Here is a 26597-nt window from a genome sequence, read left to right as displayed (position 1 = left end):
CCGCCGCCGTCAGGCCTCGAAACGGGACTTCCGCCGGCGGGTGACCACGAACGCCACGATCCCGCCGGCGATCAGCAGCGCCCCGGCCACCCCGATCACCGCGGCGTTCGCCCCGGTGATCGGCAGCGTGCCGCCGCCGCCCCCGGACCCGCCCTCGCCCCCGGGCCCGCCGTCGTCACCGGGCGGCGTGGTTCCTCCCGCGGCCGGCGGGTTCACGACAAGCGCTGCGGTGTCGTTGCCGTGGTTGTGGTCGGGGGTCTGCTCCGTCCATTCGCCCTTGCTGACGACGCGGCCGCGCAGGGTGCCGGCTTTGTCGATGCGCAGCGTGAACGGGAACACGACGCTGCCGCCCGGCAGCAACGGGGCGGCCGCCTTGCGGGTGCACACGTACGAGCCGCCGCTGGGCTCGCACTCGCCGGGCTTGCCGACGACGGTGGTCCCGTCGGGCGGTGTCACGGTGACCACCGCGATCGGGCCGAGGTAGACGCCGACCATCGCCGGCCCCAGGTTGCGGGTGCCGACCCCGGCCACCACGGTGGCACCGACGTCGCCGGTGACCACGGCGCCCACCGCGGCGAGGTCAGCGGTCTGCTTGCCCGTCACCTTGACCTCGACGGACTGGTTGAGGATGTCCTCGGCATCCGGGTCGGTCTCCGGGACCGTGGCCTTGGCGGCGGAGACGCGGCGCACGAGCGACAGCTGTCCGGCCGTACCCTTCGCGGGCTTCTCTGCCTCGACCTTCTCCCGCTCGGTCAGACCGTCGGCCGGGGTCATCCAGTTGAACCGGGTGCCCGCGGAGAACGGCGCCGGGCTCTGTGGACTGATCCGCAGCTTGAGCGGCTCGGACGTCGTGTACCAGGTGGTCCGCGCGAGCTCGTCGTCGAAGTGGCAGTAGCCGGTGCTGGTCCCGTAGTAGCAGTTGGAGTAGCGCTTGGTGAGTGTCAGCCGGGGGTCGAGGCGGAAGTACACGTCGATGCCGTGGATGGTCTCGAGGCCCTGGTTGTAGACGCCCAGGTCCGGCGTGACCGTGGCGCCGGGCCTGCCCGTGAGGTCCTGGAAGTACGGGGCGCCCGTGTAGTCGACGTGTTTCGCGAGCAGCACCGTCGCCTTCCTGGTGAGGGGCTTGAACTCCTTGCCGGTCACGGTGAGCACCACGGTGCCCTGATCGCCGGCCGCGGCACCCACGGCGGTCCGGTACCGCACGGTCGCGATGCTCAGGTCGTACTTGTCCGCGGTGCCGATGTCGCAGGTGATCAGATCCGCGGTCCGGGTGCAGCCCTCGCCGTCACCCTGGGTCAGGGAGTCGACGGCGACGACACCGGCCACCCCGGAGAGGTCGATGGTCGCCCTGACGTCGTGCAGGACACCACCGGCCGGGATACGCATGGCGGTGTACTGAATGCCGATCGCGCCGTTCGCCACCATCGTCAGATTGTTGATGCCGATGGCCGGTGCGGCGTCCGGGGGCGCGGCAGCCGCCGGGAGCGGCGCCGCCAGGATGAGCCCGGCCATTCCTGCGGCAAGTTTCCGGATCACTGCGCGTGCCTCCCCGCGGATCATAGGAAAACCCCGGGTGCCAGGACACCCGGGGTGATCAGAACGGTGCTAACCGGCGCGCATGAGTTCGAGGAATTCTCCGGCGATGCCGAGCATCTCGGAGCGGGTGCGGACGGTGAGGGTCAGGTCGATGAACACCTCGTCGGCCTGCGCTTTTAGGGCGTAGGCGGCGATCTGGTCGAGGGTGCCCCGGGCCGGCACCTGCGCCGGGTCGACGGGGGCGGCGGTGAGGCGCGGGTTGAGGCGCTGGACCATCCGGAGCGAGCCGGGCTCCCGGCCGTACCCGTCGGCCTCGTTCTTGATCTTTTCCCAGAGGCCGTGCAGGTAGGGCAGGGGCATGCCCACCGCGAGCCAGCCGTCGGCGCGGCGGGCGACGCGGGACAGGGCCGGTTCGGTGAAGCCTCCGAGCAGGATCGGCGGTCGCGGTCGCTGCACCGGTTTCGGCCGGATCGAGCTTTCGGGTACGCGATACCGGGCCCCCTCGTGCGCGACGACATCCCCGCCCCAGATCGTGTCGAGGAGGTCGAGGATCTCGTCGAGCCGTTCGCCCCGCTCCGACCACGGCACCCCGGCCGCGGTGTACTCGTCGCGGAGCCAGCCCAGCCCGAGTCCCACGTCGAGGCGTCCCTCGCTGAGCACGTCGAGCGTGGTGAGCGTCCGGGCCAGCAGCACCGGCGGGTACCAGGGCGCGTTGAGCGTGCTCGTGCCGAGCCGCAGCCGGGTCGTCGAGGCCGCCGCGAACGTCAGCGCCGTCAGCGGGTCGAGGTAGACGTCCATCTCCGCGGGCATCGTCCCGTCGCCGCCGGGGTAGCGGTCGCTGGGGTCGACCGGTGACAGCAGCCGGTCCCCAGTCCACAGGCTGTCGTAGCCCATCGCCTCGACGGCCCGGCTGACCTCGGTGATGTCGCCGGGGCCGGTCAGCGCGCCGTAGTGGGGCAGGTTGATGCCGATCCGCATGGGCGTCCCTTCGCACAGCACTGTGGACCGACACCCTAGTGGTTCTTCGGATCCCCAGGGTGGTCCCGCCCGGGAAACCTGGGGTCCGGCCCGGATCTGACCGGTCCGTCGGTTTTCTAGCGTGACCGTCATGGACGAGGAAGTTGTCAAGGCATACGAATCACTGGTCTGGTGGACGGTGCGCTCGTTCCGGCTGTCCGAGGCCGACGCCGAGGACGCCGTGCAGAACACCTGGCTGCGGCTGCTCGAACACCTGCCCGACATCCGCGACCCGCAACGGCTCGGCGGCTGGCTCACCACGGTTGCCCGGCGTGAGTGCCTGCGGTTGCTGCGGACCGGCCGGAGGGAGATCGTCGGGTTGCCGCAGGAGCAGGACGCCCCGGACGAGCGGGCACCGCAGCCGGAACGGGTCGCGGTCGAGAACACCATGAACGAGTTGCTCTGGCGGCACGTCGACGAGCTCCCGGCGCCGGCGGGGAGCCTGCTGAAGGTGCTGAGCGGCAGCCGCGCCCCGGGCTACGCGGAGTTCGCCCGCACGGTGGACATGCCGATCGGCAGCATCGGCCCGACCCGGATGCGGACGCTGCGCAAACTTCGCAGCAGGCTGGAAGGCGACGGCCTCGGCGCGTACGCCTGGCACTGAACACTACGGAAGCACGGCCGACCCTAGGGAAGCACGCTCGCGAGCTGGGTGCGGGAGCGGATGTTGGTCTTGCGGTAGATGTTGCTGAGGTGGTACTCGATGGTCTTCTGGCTCAGGAACAGCGTCGCCGCGGCCTCGTGGTTGGTGGCTCCCCGTCCGACCACGAGGGCGACCTGCAGCTCCTGCGGGGTCAGGCCGGGCAGGGCAGCGGCCGACCCGCTCACGCCGCCGCTCGCACGCAGCTCGGTGCGGGCCTTCGCCGCCCAGGGTTCCGCGCCCAGCCGGTCGAACGTCTCCAGGGCCTCGCGCAGCGGCTCCCTCGCCTCCGCGCGCTGCTTGTCGCGGCGCAACCGCTCGCCGAACGCCAGCAGGGTCCGGGCCCGCTCGAACGGCATCAGCCCGGCGTCGAGGGCAGCCCCGAACGCCTCCCGCAGCTCGTGCGGCCCGGACAGCAGGGCACGGCACCGGGCCGCGGCGCCGGCGGTCCACGGCCCGGTGCCCGCGGCTTCCGGTGCGTTCAACAAGGACACCGCATCATGGGTACGCCCACCGCGCACGTACGCCTCCACCAGGTCGAACACCCACGGCACCACGGCGGGTTCGCGGATGTGCCGGACCACGGGCAGCGCCCGCACCGCCTCGAGCCGCGCGATCGCGCCGGCGGTGTCGCCCTCGCTCATCGCGAGCAACCCGAGCTGATGCCCCGTGTAGAGCGCCATGCACGCGATGCCCAGGTGATGCGCCACCTCATCGGTACGCGCGGCGTGCTCCCGGCACTCCTCGGCGCGCCCCTGCACGGCGTCGAGCCGGCCGGCGAAGAACCGGCCGTAGAGGTTCGCCGAGCGGGTCTCGCTGGCCAGCCGCAGCGTCTCGGCGGCGTCGACCCGGGCGTCGTGCCAGCGCCCGGTGCGGAAATGCAGCTCCGACTCGACGCCGAGCGCCTGGGGGAGGACCCCCAGCGCCCCGGTCGTGCGGGCGGCACCGATCACCCTGTGCAACAGCTGCCCGGCCCGGTCGTAGTCGCCGAGCCAGATCCAGGTCAGCGCCGCGTGGCACAGCTCCTGGGCGCGGAGCAGCGGATCGGTGCGCAGCAGCTCCTCGTGGCAGTCGGCGAGCAGGTTCAGGGCCTGCGCGCGTTCCCCGGCGAGGGCCCGGCCCCCGGCGTACGCCACCGTCGCGGTGAGCCGTGCCGCACCGCCGACCCGGACGCCGAGCTCGTGGCCACGGCGGGCGGCGGCCTGCAGCTCGTCGAGGCGGCCGACCATGAACGAGGGGGTGCACGTCTCGGCGTACATCAGGGCTGCCCGCCTGGGGTCGATCTCCTCGACGGCCTCGGCGTCCGCGGTGAGCGCGCCCAGCACCTCGCCGGGACGTCCCCGCCAGATCCGCACGTACGCGCTCATGTGCCGGATCAGTGCCCGGCGCCCCGGGTCGGCGGTCAGGGGCAGCGCCTCGTCCAGCAACGCCATCACCTGGTCGTTGCGCCCGGCCAGCTGCCAGTTCCGGGCACCGCGCAGCAATCGCCGGGGCCTGTCCGGGCCGCGGCTCAGCCGCGCGGCGTGCCCGAACGCGCGGGCCGCCGCGACATACCCGGAGCGCTGGTTCGCGCGTTTGGCGGCCTGCTCCAGCTCCTCGGCGACCGCGAAGTCCGGCTCGAGCGTCGCCGCGGCCAGATGCCAGGCCCGCGCGTCGGCTGCCGCGTCACCCGGCATATGGGCCAGCACGGCGGCCAGCGCGGAATGTGCCAGGCAGCGCTCGTCCGTGGTCGCGCCGTGATACACCACGGACCGCAGCAGCGGGTGCCGGAAGTCGACCCGGCGCTCGTCGATGTCGACCAGCCCCGCCTGCTCGGCCGGCGCGAAGTCACGCAACTGCAGCCCCGAGGCGCGCGCGGCGGCGAGCAGCGTACCTATGTCACCGCCGGCGGCAGCCGCAGCCAGCACAAGGGCTGTCCGGGTCGTGACCGGAAGCGGCGTCAGCCGTGCCGTCAGCGCCCGCTCGATGCGCGACCCCGTCGGTATCACCGGCGCGCCGTGCAGGTCACCGGCCGGGTCCGTCCCCGCCCGGCACAGCTCGATCACCCCGAGCGGATTCCCCGCCGTCGCCGCGTGCAGCCGTGCCGCCAGCCCGTCGGCAGCACTGTCCAGAGTGGCCTGCGCCAGGGCCGCGACCTCCGGCACGCTCAGCCCGGCCAGGATCAGATGCGGCGACCGCAGCTCCGCGGCGTCGGCGGGATCCCGGGTGGCCAGCAGCAACGCGATCCCGTCGGCCTGCAACCGCCGCCCGGCGAAGAACACCGCCTCCCTCGACGACGCGTCCAGCCACTGCAGATCATCGATCACCACCAGCAGCGGCGTCACCTCGGCGGCGGCCGCGAGAATCCCCACGGTCGCCGCGCAGATCGAGAACCGGTCCCCGGCCACCGGCGGCCCGAGCGCCAGCGCACTGCGCAACGCGTCCGCCTGCGGCCCGGGCAGCTCGTCCAGCCCCGACAGCACCGGCCGCAGCAGATCGGCCAGCCCCGCGAACGGGATCTCCGACTCGTTCTCGTACCCCCGCGCCCGCAGCACCCGCATGCCGGTCGCCTGCTCGATCGCATACTTGACCAGCGTGGTCTTCCCGATCCCCGCCTCACCGCTGACCACCAGCACGTCACTGCCACCGGCCCGGGTCCGCCCGAGCAGCGCATCGATCGATGCACGTTCGGAGTCACGCCCGAGCATCATCGGCTGATACTAATGCCGTGGGTCAGCTCCAGAGGCCGGTCCGACCGGCCAGGAATTCGCGCAGGAACGTGCCAGATCTGCCGGTCAGCCGCGCGATGTGCCCGCCTCGGCGGGTTCATCCAGCGCCGCGCAGCCCGGCCCGTGCCACTTCAACGAGCTCCACCGCGGCGTGGAGGGGATCAGCCACCGCATCCTCACCCTGACCCCGCTCGTCGAGTCGTTCCTGGTGGCTGTCACTCCGCTGACGGACTGGGCTCTCGGAACAGCCGGGCTGTCTGCTCCAGCCGCTCCCGGTATTCGGCCCACCACACCGGATCACCGGTCGGCAGGCTGAGCTTGGTGTCCTGCGCGCCTTTCGCCCCGTCGATCAGCTCCCGGACGATGTCGGCGTGCCCCGCGTGCCGGTGCGTCTCGGCGATCATCCGGATCAGGATCTGATGCAGCGTGACGTCGTGCCGCTCGGCCGGCCACCACGGCACCTGCCCCGCGGCGTCGAGGCTCAGGGCGGCCACGGTGGCGTCGGAATGCGCCCACACCTCGCGGTACAGCTCGACGATCATCGCCCGCGGTTCGTCAGCGGTGGCCCACATGTCCGCGTTGACCTCGGCTTCCACATCGGCCCACGGCATCGTGGCGGGAAACGGGCGCCCGAACGTGGCACCGAGATAGCCCGCCTCGATCGCGGCGAGATGCTTCACCAGGCCGAGCAGATTGGTGCCGGTCGGGGTCAGCGGGCGCCGCACGTCGTACTCGGAGAGGCCGTCGAGCTTCCAGACCAGCGCGCTGCGCGCGTCCTGCAGATATTCGAGCAGGTCAGCCTTGGGATCGTAGGAAACCATTGTCCGAGGCTAAAGCACTTATGGGCGTGACACGACAACACCGATGATGAGATCTTGGGCGGGTGATGGAAGCCGCCCGGCGGGACCTGGACCTGGAGAAGCTGTTCCTCCTGGCCGGCTCGGCAGCTGTCGAAGCCGCGGAGAAGACCGGCGACCGGCACAGGGCTGAGCACTACCGGGAGCTCCGCGACGCCGAGCGACGCCGCATCGACTCGTGACCGGCTTCCGGGAGATCGCCGACCGCGTGTACGTCATGCGGTACCCGGTGCTGGACGTCAACGTCACGCTGGTGACCTCGCCCGGCGCGGCGCTGGTCGTCGACACGCTGTCCACCGCGGCGCAGGCCGGCGAGCTGGCCGATGCGATCCGCGGGATCACCCGCGATCCGTTGACCATCGTGAACACGCACCATCACTTCGATCACTGTTTCGGCAACGCGACGCTGGCCGGGCCCGGCGTGCCGATCTGGGCGCACGAGGACGCCGCGCGGGAGTTGCGCGAACGTGCGGGGAGCCTGCCCCACGACCTGTACGAGCGGTGGCTGCCGGGCGATCCGGAGCTGGCGGCCGGGCTTGCCGAGGTCACCGTACGGGTGCCCGATCGGCTCGTGGGTGCCCGCGCGACCGTCGACGTGGCCGGGCGTGCCGTGGCGCTGCACCATCTCGGGCGCGGGCACACCGGGGGTGACCTGGTGGTCCACGTGCCCGACGCCGGGGTGACGCTCGCCGGTGACCTGGTGGAGCAGCGCGTTCGTGCACGCGCAGCACGAGCAGCTCGGCGAGCTGGAACGGCTGATCCGCGAGGGTCACGCCGACGGCGCCGGCGTCCTGGACGTGGCGGCCCGCTCGCCCTTCGGGGCCGAGGCGTCGCTGGTCGCGGTGCGTCGTGGATATGCCTCGGTTTGGCGACGGGCCTCTGTGGACACCAGGGAACCATGAATCCGTTGAGATGGCCGCTGTGGGTGCGTTCCCTGATCGCGGGACTGTTGTGGGGCGGGTTCATGTACGTGTTCGTGGCGGACGGGCCGCGTACGGTGCTGCAGGGTGTGGTGTTCCTGGTCGGTGGCCTGGCTTTCGGTCTTGCGATGTGGGGGCTGGCCCGGTCGCAGGAGCGGCGCCTGTTCGGTGATCTGAGCGAACCCGAGCGCACGGCCGCGGTCGAGGCCGTCCGGGCAGCGCGGCCGCCGGAGGATTCCCGGCTCGGTGCCGCTGCGACGCGGATAGCGACCGGGTGGGCCACGCCGAGGATGCGACCCGTGCACCTGATCCTCGCCTTCGGGTTCTTCCTGGTGTTGTCGGTCTACGTGGCGATCACGGTGACGCCGTGGGGCTGGTTCGGCATCGTGTTCTGGCCGCTCGTGGCCTGGCTCTCGATCCGCACCGAGCGCCGGCAGCAGCGTGTCGCCGAGCGTTACCTCGCCCAGCTGGAGTGATAACGTGCGGTGTCCGTGACAACACCTGAGGAGGTGAGACCCATGACCGGTAATGCGAAGTGGGCGCTCCTCCCTGCCGTCACGGCCGGGCGACCGACGTAGGTGTCGCCGGGAGCGCCCCGACAAATGGGCACTCCCGAAAGGCAACACCCGTGCATTCTTTGCAATTCACCGCCGAGTCCACCGCCACCGGCATGCTGTCCCGCGACTTCACTGTGGGTGACGTCCCCGGCGTGCTCTGGTCGCCTGCTGTCACCACGGTCGATCACACACCGTTGGTTCTGATGGGCCACGGCGGCGGCACCCACAGCAAGCACCCGTCGATGACCGGCCGGGCCCAGCTCCTCGTGGCCGGCTTCGGTTTCCACGTCGCCGTCATCGACGCCCCCGGTCACGGTGACCGGCCGCGGACGGCACACGACGAGAAAGAGATCGCCGAACTGTTCCGGGCAAGGGCAGCGGGCGAGCCTGAGGGCCCGATCGTCGTCCGCTACAACGCCTACCTCGCTTCACTGGCGGTGCCTGAATGGCAGATGACCTTGGACGCTCTGCTGGCATTCGGCGATTACGGGCCGGTCGGGTACTTCGGGCTGAACATGGGCACTGCTATCGGCGTACCCCTGGTGGCGGTTGAACCCAGAATTGTCGCCGCGGTCTTCGGTCAGCACTGGCCCGACGCCCTGGCCGAGAAGGCGAAGCTGATCACCGTGCCGGTCGAATTCGACCTGCAGTGGGACGACGAGCACATTCCGCGGTCGGCTGGTCTGGCGTTGTTCGACGCTTTCGCCTCTACGGAGAAAACGTTGCACGCCAACGCGGGCAGGCACAAGGACCTACCCCGGTTCGAGGCGGACAGCGCGGTCCGCTTCCTCGCCAGGCATTTGATCCGAACGATCTGACGGTGTGTGCTCCTGCTTCTCCTGATGGAGTGCCACGCCGGCGACGACCAGGACGACACCGATCGTCTCCGCGAGGGCCGGGATCTGGGTCAGGACGATGATGCCGACGACGGTGGCTGTCGCCGGGAGCAGGGAGACCATCAGGGAGTAGGTGGCGCGGGGGAGCCGGGCCATGGCGAGCTGGTCGCTGACGTACGGGATGACGGAGGAGCAGATGCCCACCCCGGCGGCAGCGGCCAGCGCGACCGGGTCGAGGAAGGCGGGTACCGCCTGCCAGGCTCCGACGGGCAGGGCGATGACCGCGGCGATCAGCATCGAGAGCCCGAGACCGTCGATGCCGGACATCTGCGGGCTGCGCGCGACGCGGTGCCCGAGCACGATGTAGAGCGCGAACAGTACGGCGTTGGCGGCGGCGAAGGCGAGACCCAGCGGCTCGGCGACCAGGCGTACGTCGGTGAGCAGGTAGACCCCTGCCACCGCGACGACCAGGGCGAGGGTGTTGCGGCGGGTCCGGGCGGCCAGGGCGGCGAGGGCGATGACCGGGAGGAATTCGATCGCGGCGACCGTACCCAGGGGAAGGCGGTCGATGGCCAGGTAGAACACGCTGTTCATGACCGCGAGCACGGCCGCCCACCGGATCAGCAGCCACCGCCCGGGGCGGTCGAGCTGTCCCCACAACCGCCACGGCCGGCGCCACAATACGAACACCAGCGCGGCGCTCGCGATGCGCAGCCACGCCACCCCGAGCACGTCGACGCGGGCGAACAACAGGACGGCCAACGCCGGGCCGAGATAATGGAACACCGCGCTCACCACGAAATACACGTGCGGCGGCAACCGCTGAGCAATTATCGCCATGCGTCTATTGTCGAAAGGCCGGCAGCGTTGCACCAGAGACATTCGAAGGTGGGAGCGCGGAAATATGACCTTACGAGAAACCAGAACGGCGAACGGCATTCCTCTTCTCGACGAGACCAACACCCGCCTGCTCACCGAGCTCAGCGCCGACCCCCGCGCCACCGCCGCCGAGCTCGCCCGCCGGGTGGGGATGTCCGCCCCCGCCGTCCGCGAACGCCTCGCCCGGCTCGAGGAGACCGGCGTCATCCGCGGTTACCGCCTCGACATCGACCCCGCCGCGCTCGGCCTCCCCGTCGCCGTCTGGGTCCGCATCCGCCCCGGCCCGGGCCAGCTCACCAGGATCGCCGAACTGGCCGCCCGGACCCCGCAGGTCAGCGAATGCCACCGCATCTCCGGCGAGGACTGCTTCCTCCTCAAGGTCCACGTCCCGGCCATCGAGAACCTGGAATCGGTCCTCGACCAGTTCCTCCTCCACGGCCAGACCCACAGCTCCTTCGTGGTCTCCACCCCGGTCCCGCCCCGCACCCCCGCCCCCTGACGGTGGGAACCCGCCGGATGGCAAGATCGTGCCTCATGATCGTTGATGCTGACCTGTCCGGCGCGCATTACCGTGTGGAGGCCTGCTCGTGAGGGCGGTCATCGTCGCGGCGGGGGTCGCGTTCATCGTCTCGCTGTTCCTGACGCCGGTGGCGATCCGGGTCTTCGGCGCGCTCAAGGCCGGGCAGCCGATCCGGTCCCTCGGCCTCGCCTCGAACGAGGGCAAGAAGGGCACCCCTCCGATGGGTGGTGTCGTGTTCATCGTGGCGACCCTGCTCGCCTATGTCGCCGGGCACCTGGCGCTGACCACGCTGCCCGAGCGGCAGATCGCGCAGGAGCAGCCGACCATGACGGCCGTCGTCCTGCTCGGCCTGTTCGTCTTCTGCGGAGCGATCGGCTTCGTCGACGACCTCCTCAAGGTCCGCAAACGCAACTCCGACGGCCTGTCCGCCAAGGGCAAACTGCTCGGCCAGGCGATCGTCGCCACCGGCTTCGGCATCGCCGCCCTCTACGTGACGAGCACCAACGGCCAGACCGTGGCCAGCGAGCACATCTCGTTCATCCAGGACATCAGCTGGCTCGACGTCGGCAAGGTCGGCTCGGTGATGGTCTTCGTCTTCGTGATCACCGCCATGTCGAACGGCGTGAACCTCACCGACGGCCTCGACGGCCTGGCCACCGGCGTGTCGACCCTGGTCCTCGGCGCGTACGCCCTGATCGGCTACTGGCAGTACAGGCACTGGTGCGCCGACGAGACCTACGCCCGCGCGACCGACTACTGCTACCAGGTCCGCGACCCCCTCGAGATCGCCATGATCGCGGCAGCGGCAGCCTGCGCCTGCGTCGGCTTCCTGTGGTGGAACACATCCCCGGCCCGGATCTTCATGGGCGACGTGGGCGCGCTCGGACTCGGCGCCCTGATCGGCGGCCTCGCGATCGCCACCCGCACCACGCTGCTCTCGATCCTGATCGGCGGCCTCTTCGTCATCATCACGGTGACCTGGATCATCCAGATCGTCTCCTTCAAGACCACCGGCAAACGCGTCTTCCGCATGGTCCCGCTCCACCACCACTTCGAACTGGCAGGCTGGAGTGAGGTCAACATCGTGATCCGCTTCTGGATCATCTCCGGCGTCTGCGTAGCGGTCGGCCTGGGCCTCTTCTACTCCGACTTCCTGGCCACCGTGGGGTAGCGCCACGCGAGCCGCGTCAGCGCATCCGGTTGAGCGATTCGGCGAGCGACGCGGCGACATCGGCGCGCGAGAAGTCCCAGACCATGAAAAGCCCCTGCGGACCGGTGAGGGTCAGGCGACCGTACACCACGACCGGCAATTGCCTGTTGTTCTTGAACCGGCGGTCCGGACCACCGGACTTGGCGATGTTCGTGACCAGAACGGGCGGCCCGGTGGGCGGGTTTTCTGATCGGGGTGAGCATTTCGTTTCCGATGTGGCCCTCATCGCCGATCCACAGGCTGGGGTCCATCGTGACCAGAACTCCGGAATGTTTTAACGCGTACGTGTCGTGGCGTGCTCCGTTGATCGCGTCAGAGATCCAGGCCAGGGTGATACATGTTCGGCGGTTCGCTTTTCGTAAGATGTTGTGTGGTAACTCCATCCTACCGAAGAGCGAGCCGTCTTCTACTTCCTGGCTCTGCTGTGGATTCCCAGACCCTTGCTGAATACGCCTCGTGCTATCAATAATCGATTTCGATGGCCACGGCGGGACTTTTACACCCGCTTTTCCGGTAGAGCCCGGAAGCTGCGGCACTGATCAGGTGCTCAAGGTCACCCCCCTCGCGTCGGCATGTCCGTGCGCCGGCCGCTCGCTTCGTCGTGAGGTTGCTTGGCGCGCGGATCGCGGCGAGGTTGGGCCTTCTGGATGTCCTCGATCGACGCAGCCGTTACACCGGGTCAGCCAATAACCGTCGGCAAACTCACGACCGGCAATCGGGCCCCCGGTACGTTCCTGGTACTGCTCAGGACGCCGGCCGCTTCGTCTGAGGGGGTCGGTCCCCGAGCAGAGTCCGGGGTGAATGCGCGGCGTCATCGGTGTGTTGCCTGGAGAAGGTCCGGTGCCGAGCTCGGCGGCCATCAGCTTGTCGAAGCGGGGCCGGGTCAGCAGACGGCGGTGTGGGTCACCTGCCAGCGGCTGGTGAAACGGGTCCAGTCGAACAGTTCGCCCGCTGCGCGCCTGCGGTCACGCTCAGCTGCGGCGTCGGCGCATGCCTGCGTGGTGTTTGCTGCACGGAACAGTGCACGTGCCGCCTCGATCCACATGACCTTGCCGTCCGGTGTTCGCGTCTCAGGAGAGTCGCGTCGCAGCCGGGCGGTGTGGCCCAGTGCTTTCCCGAAAGCGCGCCGGACCCGGTGTTCACGCCGGAACACTTCGGTTGCCGTGGAGTGATTTCGGCGCTTGGTGGGGTCGCGTAGCCAACCTAATTCGACTGTCGTGAAAATTTCCAGCTGCGTGTATTGCATTCCTTGATACTTCTCGGACAACGGCATGATCGGAAGGGGTGAGCGTGCCGTTGTGAGGTTGAGATAGATCATAGGAATGCGAATAGCAGATGGCGAGTAATCGGGTAGCCGGAATGCAGTGGTGGGCGGGTTCCGGGACGGCGATGATTGCTGGGCGGGTGCGTTATGACACATGAAGGATTATTCAGGACGGGGAGATCAGGTCGTCCATCTGCGGCGATCTGCAGCTCAAGGTAGGTCCTGAATAACCCTCAATGTTTACTGCGGTCTTCTCATGACGATGGAGAGGGTCGTCGGGCGGCGGGGAGGAGGAGCATGACGATGGGGAGGATGCCGATGGCCAAGGGGGCGATGGCGCCGCGGCGGTTCCGCCAGTTGCCCGCGGCGATGGAGGCGTACGTCAGAAAGAAGATCAGGAAGGCGAAGGCGCCGCCCACCGAGCTGCCGAGCCGCCGATGAGCAGGACGAGGGTTGCGACCAGCAGGACGAGCGCGACCCACCCGTAGATCACGCTCACCACCATTATCGGCCGAGGGCGCGGCTCCTCACGGTAGGCGGGTCTGGTCGAGGGCGCTGATGGCGTCGGCTGCGGCGAGCATCTGGTCGCCGATCGGCTGGAGTCCGATGCTGACGGCGAGCAGGCCCGTGGAGACGCGTTCGACCACGCCCCATTCCCAGATGGCGGTGGCGTTCAGGCCGGTGCGGGCGGCCAGCCAGTGGGCGCGGTCCCAGGGGTCGGTGTGCATGAGTTCGACCGGGTCCTCGCGCATCAGGACGCCCAGGTCGTATTCGGGTTCGGCGAGCAGGCCGTCCGGGTCGACCAGTTTCCAGCCGTCCCCGGCTTGCAGCGCGTTCCATTGGTGCACGTCGCCGTGTACCAGAACCGCACGGGCGTCGTCGTGGGCGGCAATCCTGCGGTCGGCGCAGGCCAGAGCATGGTGCACCGTACGCGCAGAGCACGGCCGCCCCACCTCCTCCCACCGCCGGACAATGTGTTCCCGCAGCCAGACCCCTTTCTCCGCACCTGTCCGCAACCCCGAAGCCGGCCGCCACACCCGTTGAGCCAGGTCGGTGAGGATGGCGAGCCGCGCAGCCGGCGGCAGCGACCCGGAAGCCATCGACGGCCCGAGCCGTTCGAGCAGCAGCGCCGAGCGTTCCACGTCGGAGCGCAGCAGCCGCGCGAGTCCCGAACCCCCGGCCAGCCGCAGCACCGTGATCTCGTCCTGCGCGGCCGTCCCCCGGCGTGGCACGAGCAGCTTCAGCACCGCCGGTGTCCCGTCGCCCAGGGTGGCGGGCGCGACGAACGCCTCGGTGGCGTCCTCGTAGGCCGGGCCCACGCTGAAGTCCCACTCGGCGCTCAGCGACGTGACCAGCGACGGCAGGGAGCTCAGCCAGGAAGCGGCGCCGACGCTGCGGGCCTTGGCCTGGACCACGTCGGGGATGCGCACGCCGTTGATGATGACATCTCTACGAGGTCAGCTGCGCGGCAAAATGGCAGGCCACCTGCTGACCCGGCGTCCGCTCGATGAGCTGCGGCTCCTCGGTGGTGCAGATGTCCTGGGCCTTCCAGCACCGGGTGCGGAAGCGGCAGCCCGACGGCGGGTCGACCGGGCTCGGGACGTCCCCGGCCAGCCGGATCCGGCGGCGCGGCGGGATGCCACGGACCACGCCGATGTCGGGCACGGCGGAGAGCAGAGCCTGGGTGTACGGATGCTGCGGCGCCTCGTACAACGCGTCCCGGGGCCCCTCCTCGACGACCCGTCCCAGGTACATGACGGCGACCCGGTCGCAGAAGTGCCGCACCACCCCGAGGTCGTGGGCGATGAAGACGAACGCGATGCCGAGTTCCTTGCGCAGGTTCTCGAGCAGGTTCATGACCTGCGCCTGGATCGACACGTCCAGCGCGCTGACCGGCTCGTCGGCGACGATGACCTTCGGGCGCGCGGCCAGGGCCCGGGCGATGCCGATGCGCTGGCGCTGCCCGCCGGAGAACTCGTGCGGGTAGCGGTTGTAGTGCTCCGGGTTCAGGCCGACGAGTTCGAGCAGCTCCTGGACCCGCTTGAGCTCACCGCTGCGGGGGACCATGTCATGGGTACGCAGCGCCGTGCCGACGATCGTCCCGACGGTGTGCCGGGGGTTCAGCGACGAGTACGGGTCCTGGAAGATCAGCTGGATCTCGCGCCGGTAGGGCCGCAGCCGGCGCTGGGACAGGTGCGCGATGTCGGTGCCTTCGTATTCGATGCTCCCCGCGGTCGGTTCCAGCAGCCGGGTGATCAGGCGGGCCGTCGTCGACTTGCCGCAGCCGGACTCGCCGACCAGCCCGAGTGTCTCACCGGGGGCGAGCGTGAGGTCGACGCCGTCGACTGCGCGTACCCACTGCTTGCGCCGTGCCAGCAGGCCGTCGCCCTTGATCGGGAAGTGCATCTGGAGGCCGTCGAGCCGCAGCAGCGGCGTGCCGGTCGTGTCGGTGGTCATCGCGTCGTCCCTCACGGCAGCCGGGGCAGGATCTCGATCTGATACACCCGGTCCGGGTCCTTCAGATGGCAGCGCGACAGGCGACCGGTGTCGGCCGTGCGCGGGACGAGGCCGGGGTGCACCGTGGTGCAGTGCTCGCCGCCGACCCGGTCACGGAACTCGCAGCGCGGGTGGAACGGGCAACCGCTCGGGACAGCGAGCAGGCTCGGCGGGCTGCCCGGGATCGGGTGCAGCGGTGCGGGTTCCCCGGAGAGAGCGGGAAGGCTTTCCAGCAGACCCCATGTGTACGGGTGGAGCGGCGCGCCGAGCACCTTGCCGACCGGGCCGTGCTCGACCGCGTTGCCGGCGTACATGACCAGGACGTCATCGGCGACCTCGGCCACCACGCCGAGGTCGTGCGTGATGAACACGACCGCGGAGCCGAAGTCGCGTTGCAGGTCGCCGATGAGGTCGAGGATCTGCGCCTGCACGGTGACGTCCAGTGCGGTGGTCGGCTCGTCGGCGATGAGCAGTTTCGGATCGTTGACCAGCGCCATCGCGATCATCGCGCGCTGGCGCATGCCGCCGGAGAACTCGTGCGGGTAACTGCTGATCCGCCGCTGCGGGTTGGGGATGCCGACCCGGCCCAGCATGTCGATCGCCTGCGCCTTGGCCACCCGTTTCGACACCTTGTGGTGCGCGCGGTACGACTCCATGATCTGGTCACCGATCGTGAAGTACGGGTGCAGCGACGACTGCGGGTCCTGGAAGATCATCGCCGCGTCGGCACCCCGGTAACGGCGCAGCTCGTCGGCGGACATCCCGACGACCTGCTTCCCGCCGACCTTGATCGAGCCGGTGATCCGGGTGCCGCGCGGGTCGTGCAGCCCCAGCACCGCCATGCTGGACACGCTCTTGCCGGAGCCGGACTCCCCGACGATCGCCAGGGTCCGGCCCAGCGGCAGGGAGTAGCTGAGGCCCTGGACCGCGTCGACCGTCCCGTCCGCGGTGGGGAACTGCACCCGCAGATCGGAGACCTCCAGGTACGCCTCCCCGGTCGCCGCCTTGCGCGGTGTGCGTACCACCGTCTCGGGTCCCCGCAGGGTCTGGTCGCTCATCGTGCCGCCTCGCGGGTGAGAAGGGGGGTCATCCGAGCCGCACCCGGGGGTCGAGGACCGTGTAGACGATGTCCACGACGAGGTTCATGACGACCAGCACCACCGAGCCGAGCAGGACGCAGCCCATCAGCACCGGAAGGTCGTACTGGTTGAAGGCGCGCAGGGTGAGCACGCCGATGCCGGGCAGGCCGAAGATCTGCTCGGTGAAGATGGCGCCGGTGAGCTGCCCGGCCAGGTCGATGCCGAAGATCGTCACCACCGGCGTCAGGGCCGCGCGCAGCCCGTGGCGGTAGACCACCCGGCGTTCGCTGATGCCCTTGGACCGGGCGGTACGCACGAAGTCCTGCCCGAGCGACTCGATCATCGACGCCCGCGAGTACCGGGTGTACGCGGCCGCGTTCGTCAGGCCCAGGGTCAGCCATGCGGCGACCAGCCCGCTCGCCCACAGCAGCGGATTGCTGAGCAGCGGGTGGTACTCCGAGTGCGGCAGGACCGTGACGTAGAGCGCGACCAGGACCGCGACCACGAAGTACGGGATCGAGTTGATGACGATGGAGGAGCCGATCAGCGCCCGGTCGAGGGTGCCGCCGCGGCGCTGCGCGGACAGCGTGCCGAACAGCACGCCGAAGAAGAGGTAGACGACCGCACCGCCGAGCACGATGGACACCGTCACGGGCAGCGCCTGCGCCAGCAGCTTGGTGACGGGCTGACCCAGCGTGTACGAGTAGCCGAGGCACGGTGCGTCGCAGTGCTGGACGACGCCGCTGGTCGTGTAGTCCCGCCCGACCAGGATGCCCTTCATGTAGCCGCCGATCTGCTCGATCGGGGGCTCGTCGAGGCCGAGGCTGGAGCGGATCTCGGCGAGGCGGTCCGCGTTGCAGCGGGTGCCGCAGATCGTGCCGGCCGGGTCCGTCGGGGCGAGGAAGAACAGCGCGAAGCTGGCGACCAGCGTGACGACGACGACGGAGATCGCGCTCACCACGCGTTTCAGGATGTAGAGCAGCACCGCGGGGACTCCAGGTGAAAGAGCCGTGGCGGCCCGGTGGGGACCGGGCCGCCACGGGGTTGTCAGCTCTTCAGGTAGATGTCGTAGAACGCCGGCATACCGGCACCGGGGTCGCCCTGGGCGCCACCGACGTTCGTCCCGACGACGATGCCCATCTTGGTGTAGTAGAACGGGATCGCGAGGTACTTCTCCATCATCGCCTGGTCGAGCCCGGCCCACTTCGAGACGGCCTGGTCAGCGGGCATGTTCGCCACGGCGTCGATCTGCGCGTCCACGGTCTTGTCCTGCTGCATGCCCCAGCTCGTCTGGTCGGCGACGCTGTGGGACTGGAACATGACGGGCAGCCAGGAGCCGCCGCTCGGCCAGTCGGAGCACCAGCCGCGGGGACCCTGCGCCATGTTGACCGGCGCGGAGTAGTCCGAGATCTTGGTACGCAGGTCGGCGGTGGTGACACCGATCGCCTTGACCTTGAAGCCCGCCGCGGTGAGCGCGTCGGCGCGGACCTGGCTGACCTGCTGCGAGATCGGCTTGGTGTTGTCGTAGTACCAGCTCACCTCGAAGCCGGTCTTGCCGGCGGCCTCCAGCAGCGCCTTCGCACCCGCGGCGTCACCGGTCCCGGTGCCGGACAGGTCGGTCACCGCAGGGTACGCCTGGTAGCCGGGGACGCCGGGCGGCATGAACGTGCTGGCCTTCTGGCCGATGAGGTCGCTGACCCCGGCGGCCTTCCAGGTCTGGTCGTACGGCCACGCCTTCGCGATCGCCTTGCGCACCTCGAGCGGGATCTTCGTCGTGTCCATCTGCCACACGTACGTGCAGGGGCTCTCACCCGACACGAGCTGGGCCTTCTTGTCACCGGTCACCTGCGGGACGAGCGTGCTGTCCACGTCGGCGTAGTTCAGCGCGCTCGCGTCGGGGCCGTTGCTGTTGAGGACCTGCTGCTGGGTCTTGACGTCCTCGCCACCCCACTTGAAGTCGTAGCCGTCGACGTAGTTGTGCCGCGCCGCGTCGGTGTTCGCGTCCCAGTTGGGGTTCTTCTTCAGCTTCAGCTCGACGCCGGGGGTGTACGTGTCGAACTCGTACGGTCCGCTCGAGATCGGCTTGTTCTTGTAGTCGGCCTTGGTGTCCTTCGCCTGCGGGATCGGCGAGAACAGCGGGAACGTCATGAAGAACGGCAGGTCGGCGAACGCGCGGGTCAGATGGATGACCAGCGTGTCGGTGCCCTGGGTCTCGACGCCGTCGAACTTGTCGCCGCCTGCGACGTACGGTCCCTTGTAGGTGTCGCCGCCCTTGAAGTACTGCATCTGGTACGCGGGGCCGTTGGGGTACAGGTCGCGGGCGAAGGACCGCTTGATCGCGTACGCGAGATCCTCGACCTTGATCTCGCTGCCGTCCTGGTACTTGATGCCCGGCTGCATCTTGAACGTCCAGGTCAGCTTGTCGTCCGAGACGCTGCCGACGTCGGTGAGGTCGGGCACGAGCACCGACTTGCCGTCGCGGACCACGAACTGGGTCGGGGTGCGGTAGAGCAGCCGCCCGATGGCCAGCGAGTCGGAGTAGTAGGTGTCGGTCGGGTCGAACGTGTTCGGCGTGCTCGCGGAGTAGACGGTCAGCACACCGCCGTTCTTCGCACCCGGCACGGCGGCGGCCGGGCCCTTCGCGGCCGCGTCGATCGACGAGGTCTGCGTGGTGATCGCGCCGTTGCCGGAATCCGGCTTGTTGCCGTTGTTGGACGACGGGCTGCCGCAGCCCGTGAGCCCCAGGGCCACGACAGCGGTCGCTGCCACAGCCGCTTTGTAACGCCTCGCCATTGTTCCTCTTCTCAAAACTGTCACCAGGAAGGGCGTAGCTACCGTCACCGTCGGGTGCGGGGGTCGAAGGCATCGCGGACCGAGTCGCCGAGCAGGCTGAGCGCCACGACGAGCACGGTGATGCCGAGCACGGGCAACCACAGGTAGAGCGGGTCGGCCCGGTAGAAGCTCTGGGCGGCGGAGATCGTCACGCCCCAGGAGGGTGTCGGTTCGGTCAGCCCGACACCCAGGTACGTCAGGCCGGCCTCGACGACGATGTACGAGGGCAGCGCCATGGACGTCGACACCACGATCGGCGCGACGAGGTTGGGCAGCAGCTCCTTGAAGAGCACCTTGCTGGTCGGTACGCCGAGCACACGGGCCGCCGCGATGAACTCCCGCTCCCGCAGCGACAGCACCTCACCGCGGATCAGCCGCGCCAGCCCGGCCCAGCCGAACAGCGACAGCACCAGGATCAGCGAGATGAACCGCACCCGCGACACCTGGTCGACCGAGGCGCCGTCCGCCGGGCCGACGAAGATCGACAGCAGCACCGCCGGCACCGCGATCGCGAAGAGCAGGTACGGCAGGCTCAGCACGAAGTCGATGACCCAGGACAGGATCCGGTCGGTCCAGCCGCCCGCGAACCCGGCGACGAGCCCGACGACGACCCCGAGCAGCGACGTGATGACCGTGACCGACGTGGCGACGATCAGCGACGGGCGCGACCCGTAGACCCACCGGGCGAACAGGTCCCGGCCGAGCCGGGGCTCGACGCCGAACCAGTGCCCGCTGGTCGGGCCGATCGTCGGGAAGCCGTAGTCGTCGACGAGTTCCTGGTGGTACGCCGTGGGGGACTGGCCCTCGAGCTTGGCCAGCAGCGGCGCGAAGATCGCGATCAGCACGAAGAACAGGAAGATGCTCCCGCAGATCACCGCGACCCGGTCCGTGCGGAGCCGGGCGAACGCGATCGCTGTCGGGGACTTGCCCCGGGTGCTCAGCCGTTCCACGCGGTGGATCACCTCCGTCGGGCATGCCACCGCCACGCGCTCTGCGTGCCGGTTCCTCGATGCCGCGGTGGGAAACGTAGTCCGCGTAATTGCCGTGAGAAATGGTTTGACATATCAAACGAATAACAGCGAAGGCCCGCCATTTCGTTCACGTTTCGTTTTTGTTTTCGTCACCGACCTGGCGGTTACGGATCGCTGCATGGTGCAGCCAGACGGGCAGAACTTCGGACAATCTACGCACGGGGTAGCTATGGCCGGAAGAAATCCTGCGATCAAGGCAATAAGCCAAAGGATCCACGCCTGCCGTGAGAGGCATGGTTGTCTCTGTGCAAGGACATTTAATAGAAATATATCGCTGTCCCGTGACCGTTCCTAAATGGACGGCCGGGCCTGCCGGCGCGGGGGATCCGGCGCAAAGGTGACGCACGTGACGTCCGGATCGCCGTAAATGCGTTGAGCCGGACCCGCCCGGGCACGCAGGATGGTGGGTACCGCCTTCCCTGCTGCTTGAGGACCTCTGATGCGTCTGCTTCGCGACTTATGGGTAACTTCGCCCCGTCGCACCGCCCTCATCGTCGTCCTCATCGTGCTCGGGGCCGCCGGACAGGCCGCGTCGCTGGGCCTCGCCGGGGCCGTGCTGGTGCACCGGTCGATGCCGTTGTTCGGGGTGCTGTCGGGTGCGCTGGTCGTCGCCGTGCTCAGCGACGTCATGGTCAGCCTGGCCGCTGCCCGGCTGACCGCCGACTGGGCCGCGTCCGCCCGCCGCGGGCTGTGCCGGGTCGCGTTCGGCCAGGACGTGCCCACGCTGGAGAACACCCCGGTCGGCGAGCTGCTCGACCGGATCGACAGCGACGTCTACCAGGTCGGCTCCGAGCTGCGCGGCAGCGGCGTGCGGCTGGCCCAGTCCCTCGCCGTGGCGGTGCTGTCGATCGTCACCGCGTTCTTCGCCTGGTGGCCGGCCGGCATCGGCATGGTGCTGGTGTCGATCGTGCTGGTGCTGCTGATGAACAAGCCGATCCAGCGGATCTCGCCGGTGCGGATCAGCGAGGAGGAGGCCTGGTCCGACCTGGCCGCGGTGATGGAAGAGGCCATCCACGGCCAGGACGACGTGCGCACCAGCCTCGCCGCGCCCTACGTGCGCGGCCTCTACGCCAGGCGCGCCCGCGAGGTGCTGCGCCGGGGCCGGATCGTCTGGCGGATGTCGTCGAGGATCACGATGACCGCCGGTGCCATCACCCGGGTGCTGATCGCCGCGCTCGTCGTGGCCGGTGCCTGGGCGCTGACCGCGGGGCACATCGACAGCGCCCGGCTGACCGCGGTCTGGCTGCTCGCGCTGGGCTTCGGCGGCACCCTCGAACAGGTCACCCGGATGGTTCCCGAGCTGCAGAACGCGCTCGGCGCCTGGGGCCGCGTGCTGCTGCTGCGCGACGTCCCGCAGGAACCGAGCGGCGGCGAGGACCCCACCGACGGCCTGCTCGAGGTCCGCGACCTGACGTTCCGCTACGGCGAGGCCGACTCGGAGCGCCCGGCGGCGTTGCGCGACGTCACCCTGACGTTCGCTCCCGGCCGGTCGTACGCGCTGATCGGCCGCACCGGATCGGGCAAGTCCACGCTCGCCAAGGTGCTGACCCGCGCGGTCGACGTGCCCCGCGGCACGGTCTTCCTCGGCGGCACGGACATGGTCGACCTCGACGTCGAGGGGCTGCGCCGGTGGACGGCGATCGTCCCGCAGCGCACCGAGATCCTGGCCGGCACGCTCGCCGAGAACATCGCCCTGTTCGACCCGGAGCTGCTGTCCGGTGCCGGGGACGCGCTGCAGGAGCTCGGCCTGACCGCGTGGTCGAGCACCCTGCCCGACGGCATCGACACCAAGCTCGGCGAGGGCGGCTACGTCCTGTCCGCCGGGCAGGAACAGCTCGTCGCGTTCGCCCGGATCCTGGTACGCGACCCCAAGGTCGTGATCCTCGACGAGGCCACCGCGCGGATGGACCCGGTCACCGAGGCCTGGGTGCAACGCGCCACCGATCGGCTGCTGCGCGGGCGCATCGGCGTCATCGTGGCGCACCGGCTCTCCTCGGTGCAGCGCTGCGACGAGGTCGTGGTGCTCGCCGACGGCGCGGTGCTCGAGGCCGGGCCGATGGCGCAGTCGCGGCGCTTCGCCGAGCTGCTCGCCAGCAGCAACATGGTCGCCCCGGCCCGCGCCGGCGGCGGGGTGGCGCTGCTGGAACGCGAGCCGGAGGAGCCGCTGCGCACCGAGCTCGGCAACACGCTGCCGCTGGAGGATCCGCCGCCGCTGCCCGAGCCGCCGCCCGCCCGTACGTTCCGGGAGATCTTCCGGCTCACCACCAACGACCCGCGCTACGGCCTCGCGGCGGTCGGCCTCTTCGTGATCCTGGTGCTGCTCGGCCTCGACGGCGCGATCCTGCCGCTGTTCTGGGCCCACGTGGTGGACGGCCTCGGCGACCCGCTGTGGCCCGCCATCGGCATCGCGGCGTCGCTGATCGTGGCGATCCCGACGCTCTACTACACGGGCACCTGGTTCCCCGAGTGGTGGGTGCGCCAGATGCTGCGGATCAGCCAGCGGCTCGTGCACGGCCAGATCGGGCCGCGCCGGATCACCAAGTTCACCCCGGCCGAGGTCGTCGCCCAGGGCGGCGACACCGAGCGGGTCGTCATGCTCGCCGACAACCTCGTCGACACCTCGATCAGCCTGCTGATGATCGTGACGATGACGCTGGCGTCGCAGTCGTTCGTGCCCGCGATGTTCTTCGTCGGCACGATGGTGGTCTCCGGGCTGATGGCGACGCTGTTCGGGCCGCGGCTGGAGCGCGCGGCCCGGCGTACGGTCGCGGCAAGGGCTTCCTTCGCCACCGCACTGGTGTCGTCGCTATCGGCGGCGCGCACGGTGAAACTGGCCGGCGCGACCGTGCCGGTGCTCAACCACCTGGCCGGGCTCGACGAGATCCGCAGCGAGCGGCAGCGCCGGGAGATCGCGATCCAGGTGTGGGCCCGCTCGACGCCGTCGGTGCTCAGCGGCCTGCTCCCGATCGCGGTCTGGGCGCTGTATCTCGCCGGGAACCTGTCGGCGGCGGCGACGCTGATCGCGGTGGCCACGCTCGGCTCGGCCCGGTGGTTCGCCTGGACCACCGCGTCGCTGGTGTCGCACTTCCCGTCGGCCCGGGTCTGGACCCGGCGCACGGTGGCGATGGCCGGGGCGGCGGCGTATTCGTCCGCGGTCCCGGGGGTCGACATCAACGCCGGCACGGCCGAGGCACCGCAGGCGGCACCGCGTGACCCGCTGCGCCAGCTGCGGCTGACCGGTTTCAGCGCGGTCCACGAGAACGGCACTGTCGGCGCCAAGGACATCGACCTGACGGTCAACCGCGGCGAGCTGGTGCTCGTCGTCGGTCCCGTCGGGGCGGGCAAGTCCTCGCTGCTGCGGGCCCTCGCCGGGATCGTGCACCACACGGGCTCGCTGACCTGGAACGGCCGCGACGTCGACGAGCCGGAGCTGTTCCTGCGCCCCAACCAGGTCGGCTATGTCGCGCAGCTGCCCCGGGTGCTGTCCGGGACGGTCGCCGACAACATCGCGCTCGGCCACCAGGTCGACGCCGCCGACGCGGTGACGACCGCGCAGCTGGAGCACGACCTCGCGGTGGCCGGTGGCGGGCTGCAGCTGCTGATCGGGCACAAGGGCACCCGGCTCTCCGGCGGTCAGCTGCAACGGCTGGCGCTGGCCCGGGCCCTCGCGCCGCGCACCGAGCTGCTGGTCGCGGACGACGTCTCGTCGGCGCTGGACGTCACCACCGAGCTGGAGCTGTGGCGCGCGCTGCGCGGGCACGGCGTGACCGTGGTCGGCTCGACCTCGAAACGGGCGGCGCTGTCGGGCGCCGACCGGGTGGTCGTGCTGATCGGCGGCCGCGCGGTGGCCCAGGGCACGTGGCAGGAGCTGGAGAACACCTACGGCCACCTGGCCGGCTGAGCCCGTAAAACTCAGCTGGCTTTCGTCTCCAGCTGCTTGACCACCTGGGTGACGGTGTCGGCCGGGATCGCGAATCCCAGGCCGACACTGCCGGTGCTCGACGTGTCGGCGGTCGCGATCGCCACGTTGATGCCGATCACGTTGCCGGCCGTGTCGACCAGCGCGCCGCCGGAGTTGCCCTCGTTGATGGCGGCATCGGTCTGCAGCAGCCCGCTCAGCTTCTCGGTGCCGGTGCTGACCTCCCGGTCGAGCGCCGACACGATGCCCGACGTCACGGTCCCCTCCAGGCCCAGCGGCGCCCCGAACGCCAGCACGGTGTCACCGACCGCGACCGAGTCGTCGGTGCCGAACGTCGCGGGGGTCAGCCCGGTGATCCCGGTCGCCTGCACCAGCGCCAGGTCGTGCGTGGTGTCGGTCGCGACAACCTCGGCCGGCACCGTACGCCCGTCCGAGAGCCGCACACTCACGGTGCCCCCGGACGAGATGACGTGGTTGTTGGTCAGCACCAGCCCGTCGGAGCGCAGCACGACCCCCGACCCGAGCGCCGACTCGTTCTGCCCGTCGATCAGCACGGTGACGATGCTCGGCGACACCTTCGCGGCCACGGCGGCGAGGCTGGTGCTCCCGGTGGTGGCGGCGCTCGCGTTCGTCGCGGTGGTCGTGGTGCCGGCCGCCGCGGTTGTCGTCCCGTCGCCCGCGTAGTGCTCGGCGATCACGGCTCCGCTCGCGCCCCCACCGGCGACCAGCGCCAGCAGCGCGGCACCCCCGGCGATCCGCCGCGGCCAGCGGCCGTTCCCACCCTTGCGGTGGCTGTAGACGTTCGGCGGCAGCGGCGGCGGCGCATTGTGGGAGGACGTGCCGTCGCCGTAGGAGTTGTCGCCGTGGGAGCCGTCGCTGTGGGAGCCGTCGCCGTACGGGTCGGAGTACGGGGGCCGGGTCAACAGATCGGTCATGACGCGCCTGCCTTCGATTCAGCGGTGATGTCACTACTGTTGCCCGCCCGGTTGTCAGCTCCCGGTGAAGCGTCTGTGTGTTCGCTGTAAGCCGCTGCGACCAGGGAAAACCCTTAGGTGTGCCGCCTGTCGGCCGAAAGTCATAGCTGATTCAAAGCAGGTCGGGCCCGTCGGCAGAGGCCCGGCACAGGCGAACTCCGCATGATGTGAGTACGACGAAACAAGGAGGTCGCGATGTCGGCACGAGGAATGCTCAGCGTGGTCGGAACGGCCGTCGGAGGCCTGATCGGCTGGAGCGACGAGCCCGCCCCCACCGCGGACCCCGGGTCCCTGCGCGAACACTTCGCCGCCCTGCGCACGCACGTCGGCCCCGCCGACGAGGACCTGACCACCGCGGTCCGCCAGTTCCAGTCCCACGTCGGCCTGGAAGCGGACGGCGTCGCCGGCCCCCGCACGGTCCACCTGCTCACCCGCTACGCCAAGGAAGCCCGCGAGATCCGCCGCTTCGAACAGGCCGCCTGATCACCGCCCCACGCGGATGATCACAGCGGTGGCGTTGTCCTTGCCGCCGGCCCGTAGCGTCTCCTCGAGCAGCTCGGAGACGCTGCCGGCCGGAAGAAACACGGCGAGCCGTTCGTAGGGGATCTGGTCGCTCACCCCGTCGGTGCAGAGCAGGAACACGTCGCCGGCGCGCAGGCCGACGTTGAGCAGATCGGGCTCCGGCATCGCCGGGTGGCCCGCGTATCGGGTCAGCTGGTAACTGGCCGCGTGCGCCTCGGCCGAACCCGCGGCGTACCAGCCGTGCAGCAGGCCCAGCCACGCCGCGGTGTGATCGACGGTGAGCAATTCGAGGAGCCCGTCCCGCAGCCGGTACGCCCGCGAGTCGCCGAGCTGGACCAGCCACGCCCCGGACTCGTCACCCACGAATGCCGTCAGCGTGCAGCCGGTCAGCCCGGCGATGCCCCGGCCGGCTTCCCGGACCGCGAGCTGCACGGCGGCGACGGCGGCCCGCAGCGCGTCCGGTCCGTGGGTGGTCGCTGTCGATTCCACAAAGACATCCGCCGCCGTACGCCCGGCAGCGCGGCTCCCCGCCCCGTCGCCCATGCCGTCCGCGACCACGGCGAGCACCCGCCCGCCGTCCAGGTGCAGCACGTCGTAGTTGTCGTCGTACCGGTTACCCGTCACGCTGCCCGCGGTCGCCGTCAGAGTGTGGCCCGCGAAGTCCCAGGTAGCTCTCAGTTCTCGCACCATGTCAGCATGCAGTAGCGCCGCGCCGCCATGAACAGGCTGCCCGGCCGGAGGTTCTGTAATCGGGTTGTGCGCGGGCATCCCGGTCAGCAGGATTCCGCGCATGGAACCCC

23 protein-coding genes and 1 pseudogene are annotated in these 26597 nt (G+C 70.0%); 9 read left to right on the top strand and 15 right to left on the bottom strand.

Annotated features, from left to right (window positions below):
* Positions 1-9 precede the first annotated feature (9 nt).
* Together Ahu01nite_RS35765 and Ahu01nite_RS35760 are read right to left on the bottom strand one after the other, a co-directional pair.
* Positions 10-1536 carry an LPXTG cell wall anchor domain-containing protein gene (locus Ahu01nite_RS35765; RefSeq protein ID WP_203841149.1) on the bottom strand — a complete coding sequence of 509 codons (1527 nt, stop codon included), beginning with the start codon at positions 1534-1536 and terminating at the stop codon, positions 10-12.
* A 69-nt stretch (positions 1537-1605) separates the two neighbouring features.
* Entirely contained in the window at positions 1606-2514 is a 909-nt protein-coding gene (locus tag Ahu01nite_RS35760) for a TIGR03619 family F420-dependent LLM class oxidoreductase (RefSeq protein ID WP_203841148.1), read from the bottom strand.
* A 130-nt stretch (positions 2515-2644) separates the two neighbouring features.
* Here Ahu01nite_RS35760 and Ahu01nite_RS35755 point away from each other — a divergent pair, with 130 nt between their 5' ends.
* Positions 2645-3157 carry an RNA polymerase sigma factor gene (locus Ahu01nite_RS35755; protein WP_203841147.1) on the top strand — a complete coding sequence of 171 codons (513 nt, stop codon included), beginning with the start codon at positions 2645-2647 and terminating at the stop codon, positions 3155-3157.
* Positions 3158-3180: 23 nt separating this feature from the next.
* Here Ahu01nite_RS35755 and Ahu01nite_RS35750 read toward each other — a convergent pair whose 3' ends face one another.
* On the bottom strand, positions 3181-5883 hold the full coding sequence (locus Ahu01nite_RS35750; RefSeq protein ID WP_203841146.1) for an ATP-binding protein: 2703 nt from the start codon (positions 5881-5883) through the stop codon (positions 3181-3183).
* Between the two features lie 233 nt (positions 5884-6116).
* Positions 6117-6722 (bottom strand): DinB family protein, encoded by a 606-nt coding sequence (locus Ahu01nite_RS35745; protein WP_203841145.1) that lies wholly within the window; start codon positions 6720-6722, stop codon positions 6117-6119.
* A gap of 62 nt (positions 6723-6784) precedes the next feature.
* Here Ahu01nite_RS35745 and Ahu01nite_RS35740 point away from each other — a divergent pair, with 62 nt between their 5' ends.
* The 4 genes and pseudogenes from Ahu01nite_RS35740 (at position 6785) to Ahu01nite_RS35725 (ending at position 9053) form a co-directional block, all read left to right on the top strand.
* Positions 6785-6940, top strand: a complete 156-nt coding sequence (locus Ahu01nite_RS35740) for a hypothetical protein (protein ID WP_203841144.1) — start codon at positions 6785-6787, stop codon at positions 6938-6940.
* A gap of 35 nt (positions 6941-6975) precedes the next feature.
* Positions 6976-7660, top strand: a pseudogene (locus Ahu01nite_RS35735) (MBL fold metallo-hydrolase).
* Positions 7657-8154 carry a hypothetical protein gene (locus Ahu01nite_RS35730; protein WP_203841143.1) on the top strand — a complete coding sequence of 166 codons (498 nt, stop codon included), beginning with the start codon at positions 7657-7659 and terminating at the stop codon, positions 8152-8154. The pseudogene Ahu01nite_RS35735 and the gene Ahu01nite_RS35730 overlap by 4 nt, the downstream one beginning before the upstream one ends.
* Before the next feature lie 152 nt (positions 8155-8306).
* Entirely contained in the window at positions 8307-9053 is a 747-nt protein-coding gene (locus tag Ahu01nite_RS35725) for an alpha/beta fold hydrolase (protein ID WP_239159397.1), read from the top strand.
* Here the strand turns inward: Ahu01nite_RS35725 and Ahu01nite_RS35720 are convergent.
* Positions 8988-9953 carry an EamA family transporter gene (locus tag Ahu01nite_RS35720; protein WP_438874854.1) on the bottom strand — a complete coding sequence of 322 codons (966 nt, stop codon included), beginning with the start codon at positions 9951-9953 and terminating at the stop codon, positions 8988-8990. The genes Ahu01nite_RS35725 and Ahu01nite_RS35720 overlap by 66 nt on opposite strands.
* Before the next feature lie 22 nt (positions 9954-9975).
* On the opposite strand from Ahu01nite_RS35720, the gene Ahu01nite_RS35715 reads away from it, so the two are divergent.
* Together Ahu01nite_RS35715 and mraY are read left to right on the top strand one after the other, a co-directional pair.
* Positions 9976-10449, top strand: coding sequence for an Lrp/AsnC family transcriptional regulator (locus Ahu01nite_RS35715; protein ID WP_203841141.1), 474 nt, complete (start codon positions 9976-9978; stop codon positions 10447-10449).
* Positions 10450-10537: 88 nt separating this feature from the next.
* Positions 10538-11641 carry a phospho-N-acetylmuramoyl-pentapeptide-transferase gene (mraY, locus tag Ahu01nite_RS35710; RefSeq protein ID WP_203841140.1) on the top strand — a complete coding sequence of 368 codons (1104 nt, stop codon included), beginning with the start codon at positions 10538-10540 and terminating at the stop codon, positions 11639-11641.
* A 16-nt stretch (positions 11642-11657) separates the two neighbouring features.
* Here the strand turns inward: mraY and Ahu01nite_RS35705 are convergent, their stop codons facing one another.
* The 8 genes from Ahu01nite_RS35705 to Ahu01nite_RS35670 all read right to left on the bottom strand — a co-directional run bounded on the left by Ahu01nite_RS35705 (position 11658) and on the right by Ahu01nite_RS35670 (position 20301).
* Entirely contained in the window at positions 11658-11906 is a 249-nt protein-coding gene (locus tag Ahu01nite_RS35705) for a hypothetical protein (RefSeq protein ID WP_203841139.1), read from the bottom strand.
* 657 nt (positions 11907-12563) lie between these two features.
* Positions 12564-12998, bottom strand: a complete 435-nt coding sequence (locus Ahu01nite_RS35700; protein WP_203841138.1) for a hypothetical protein — start codon at positions 12996-12998, stop codon at positions 12564-12566.
* A 473-nt stretch (positions 12999-13471) separates the two neighbouring features.
* The gene (locus tag Ahu01nite_RS35695) at positions 13472-14374 is read right to left on the bottom strand and encodes an aminoglycoside phosphotransferase family protein (protein WP_239159396.1); all 903 of its coding nucleotides are present in this window, start codon (positions 14372-14374) and stop codon (positions 13472-13474) included.
* A gap of 19 nt (positions 14375-14393) precedes the next feature.
* Complete coding sequence (locus Ahu01nite_RS35690) at positions 14394-15401, bottom strand: ABC transporter ATP-binding protein (RefSeq protein WP_203841137.1); 1008 nt, start codon at positions 15399-15401, stop codon at positions 14394-14396.
* Positions 15402-15412: 11 nt separating this feature from the next.
* On the bottom strand, positions 15413-16498 hold the full coding sequence (locus Ahu01nite_RS35685) for an ABC transporter ATP-binding protein (protein ID WP_203841136.1): 1086 nt from the start codon (positions 16496-16498) through the stop codon (positions 15413-15415).
* 28 nt (positions 16499-16526) lie between these two features.
* Positions 16527-17504, bottom strand: a complete 978-nt coding sequence (locus Ahu01nite_RS35680; protein ID WP_239159395.1) for an ABC transporter permease — start codon at positions 17502-17504, stop codon at positions 16527-16529.
* Between the two features lie 62 nt (positions 17505-17566).
* Complete coding sequence (locus Ahu01nite_RS35675) at positions 17567-19288, bottom strand: ABC transporter substrate-binding protein (protein WP_203841135.1); 1722 nt, start codon at positions 19286-19288, stop codon at positions 17567-17569.
* A 68-nt stretch (positions 19289-19356) separates the two neighbouring features.
* The gene (locus Ahu01nite_RS35670; RefSeq protein WP_239159394.1) at positions 19357-20301 is read right to left on the bottom strand and encodes an ABC transporter permease; all 945 of its coding nucleotides are present in this window, start codon (positions 20299-20301) and stop codon (positions 19357-19359) included.
* Between the two features lie 520 nt (positions 20302-20821).
* Here Ahu01nite_RS35670 and Ahu01nite_RS35665 point away from each other — a divergent pair.
* Complete coding sequence (locus Ahu01nite_RS35665; protein ID WP_203841133.1) at positions 20822-24283, top strand: ATP-binding cassette domain-containing protein; 3462 nt, start codon at positions 20822-20824, stop codon at positions 24281-24283.
* Between the two features lie 11 nt (positions 24284-24294).
* On the opposite strand, the gene Ahu01nite_RS35660 is transcribed toward Ahu01nite_RS35665, so the two are convergent.
* Positions 24295-25236: a S1C family serine protease gene (locus tag Ahu01nite_RS35660; RefSeq protein WP_203841132.1), complete on the bottom strand. Its 942-nt coding sequence runs from the start codon at positions 25234-25236 to the stop codon at positions 24295-24297.
* Between the two features lie 234 nt (positions 25237-25470).
* On the opposite strand from Ahu01nite_RS35660, the gene Ahu01nite_RS35655 reads away from it, so the two are divergent.
* Complete coding sequence (locus Ahu01nite_RS35655) at positions 25471-25758, top strand: peptidoglycan-binding protein (protein ID WP_203841131.1); 288 nt, start codon at positions 25471-25473, stop codon at positions 25756-25758.
* Here Ahu01nite_RS35655 and Ahu01nite_RS35650 read toward each other — a convergent pair whose 3' ends face one another.
* Positions 25759-26484, bottom strand: coding sequence for a PP2C family protein-serine/threonine phosphatase (locus Ahu01nite_RS35650; RefSeq protein ID WP_239159393.1), 726 nt, complete (start codon positions 26482-26484; stop codon positions 25759-25761).
* Between the last annotated feature and the right edge of the window lie 113 nt (positions 26485-26597).

The sequence above is a fragment of the Winogradskya humida genome, assembly GCF_016862215.1.
In the GTDB taxonomy this organism is placed as follows: Bacteria; Actinomycetota; Actinomycetes; order Mycobacteriales; family Micromonosporaceae; genus Actinoplanes; species Actinoplanes humidus.
The sequence above is the reverse complement of the archived record's forward strand: the minus strand, read 5'-3'. Positions and strand labels throughout refer to the sequence as shown.

Excerpts from the sequence above, each read along its gene's own strand:
- Ahu01nite_RS35700 (WP_203841138.1), bottom strand. The coding sequence starts at position 12,998 with ATGATCTATCTCAACCTCACAACGGCACGCTCACCCCTTCCGATCATG.
- Ahu01nite_RS35720 (WP_438874854.1), bottom strand. The coding sequence starts at position 9,953 with ATGTCTCTGGTGCAACGCTGCCGGCCTTTCGACAATAGACGCATGGCG.
- Ahu01nite_RS35665 (WP_203841133.1), top strand. The coding sequence starts at position 20,822 with ATGCGTCTGCTTCGCGACTTATGGGTAACTTCGCCCCGTCGCACCGCC.
- Ahu01nite_RS35655 (WP_203841131.1), top strand. The coding sequence starts at position 25,471 with ATGTCGGCACGAGGAATGCTCAGCGTGGTCGGAACGGCCGTCGGAGGC.
- Ahu01nite_RS35730 (WP_203841143.1), top strand. The coding sequence starts at position 7,657 with ATGAATCCGTTGAGATGGCCGCTGTGGGTGCGTTCCCTGATCGCGGGA.
- Ahu01nite_RS35745 (WP_203841145.1), bottom strand. The coding sequence starts at position 6,722 with ATGGTTTCCTACGATCCCAAGGCTGACCTGCTCGAATATCTGCAGGAC.
- Ahu01nite_RS35755 (WP_203841147.1), top strand. The coding sequence starts at position 2,645 with ATGGACGAGGAAGTTGTCAAGGCATACGAATCACTGGTCTGGTGGACG.
- Ahu01nite_RS35660 (WP_203841132.1), bottom strand. The coding sequence starts at position 25,236 with ATGACCGATCTGTTGACCCGGCCCCCGTACTCCGACCCGTACGGCGAC.
- Ahu01nite_RS35715 (WP_203841141.1), top strand. The coding sequence starts at position 9,976 with ATGACCTTACGAGAAACCAGAACGGCGAACGGCATTCCTCTTCTCGAC.
- Ahu01nite_RS35705 (WP_203841139.1), bottom strand. The coding sequence starts at position 11,906 with ATGAGGGCCACATCGGAAACGAAATGCTCACCCCGATCAGAAAACCCG.
- Ahu01nite_RS35760 (WP_203841148.1), bottom strand. The coding sequence starts at position 2,514 with ATGCGGATCGGCATCAACCTGCCCCACTACGGCGCGCTGACCGGCCCC.
- Ahu01nite_RS35750 (WP_203841146.1), bottom strand. The coding sequence starts at position 5,883 with ATGATGCTCGGGCGTGACTCCGAACGTGCATCGATCGATGCGCTGCTC.
- Ahu01nite_RS35690 (WP_203841137.1), bottom strand. The coding sequence starts at position 15,401 with ATGACCACCGACACGACCGGCACGCCGCTGCTGCGGCTCGACGGCCTC.
- Ahu01nite_RS35685 (WP_203841136.1), bottom strand. The coding sequence starts at position 16,498 with ATGAGCGACCAGACCCTGCGGGGACCCGAGACGGTGGTACGCACACCG.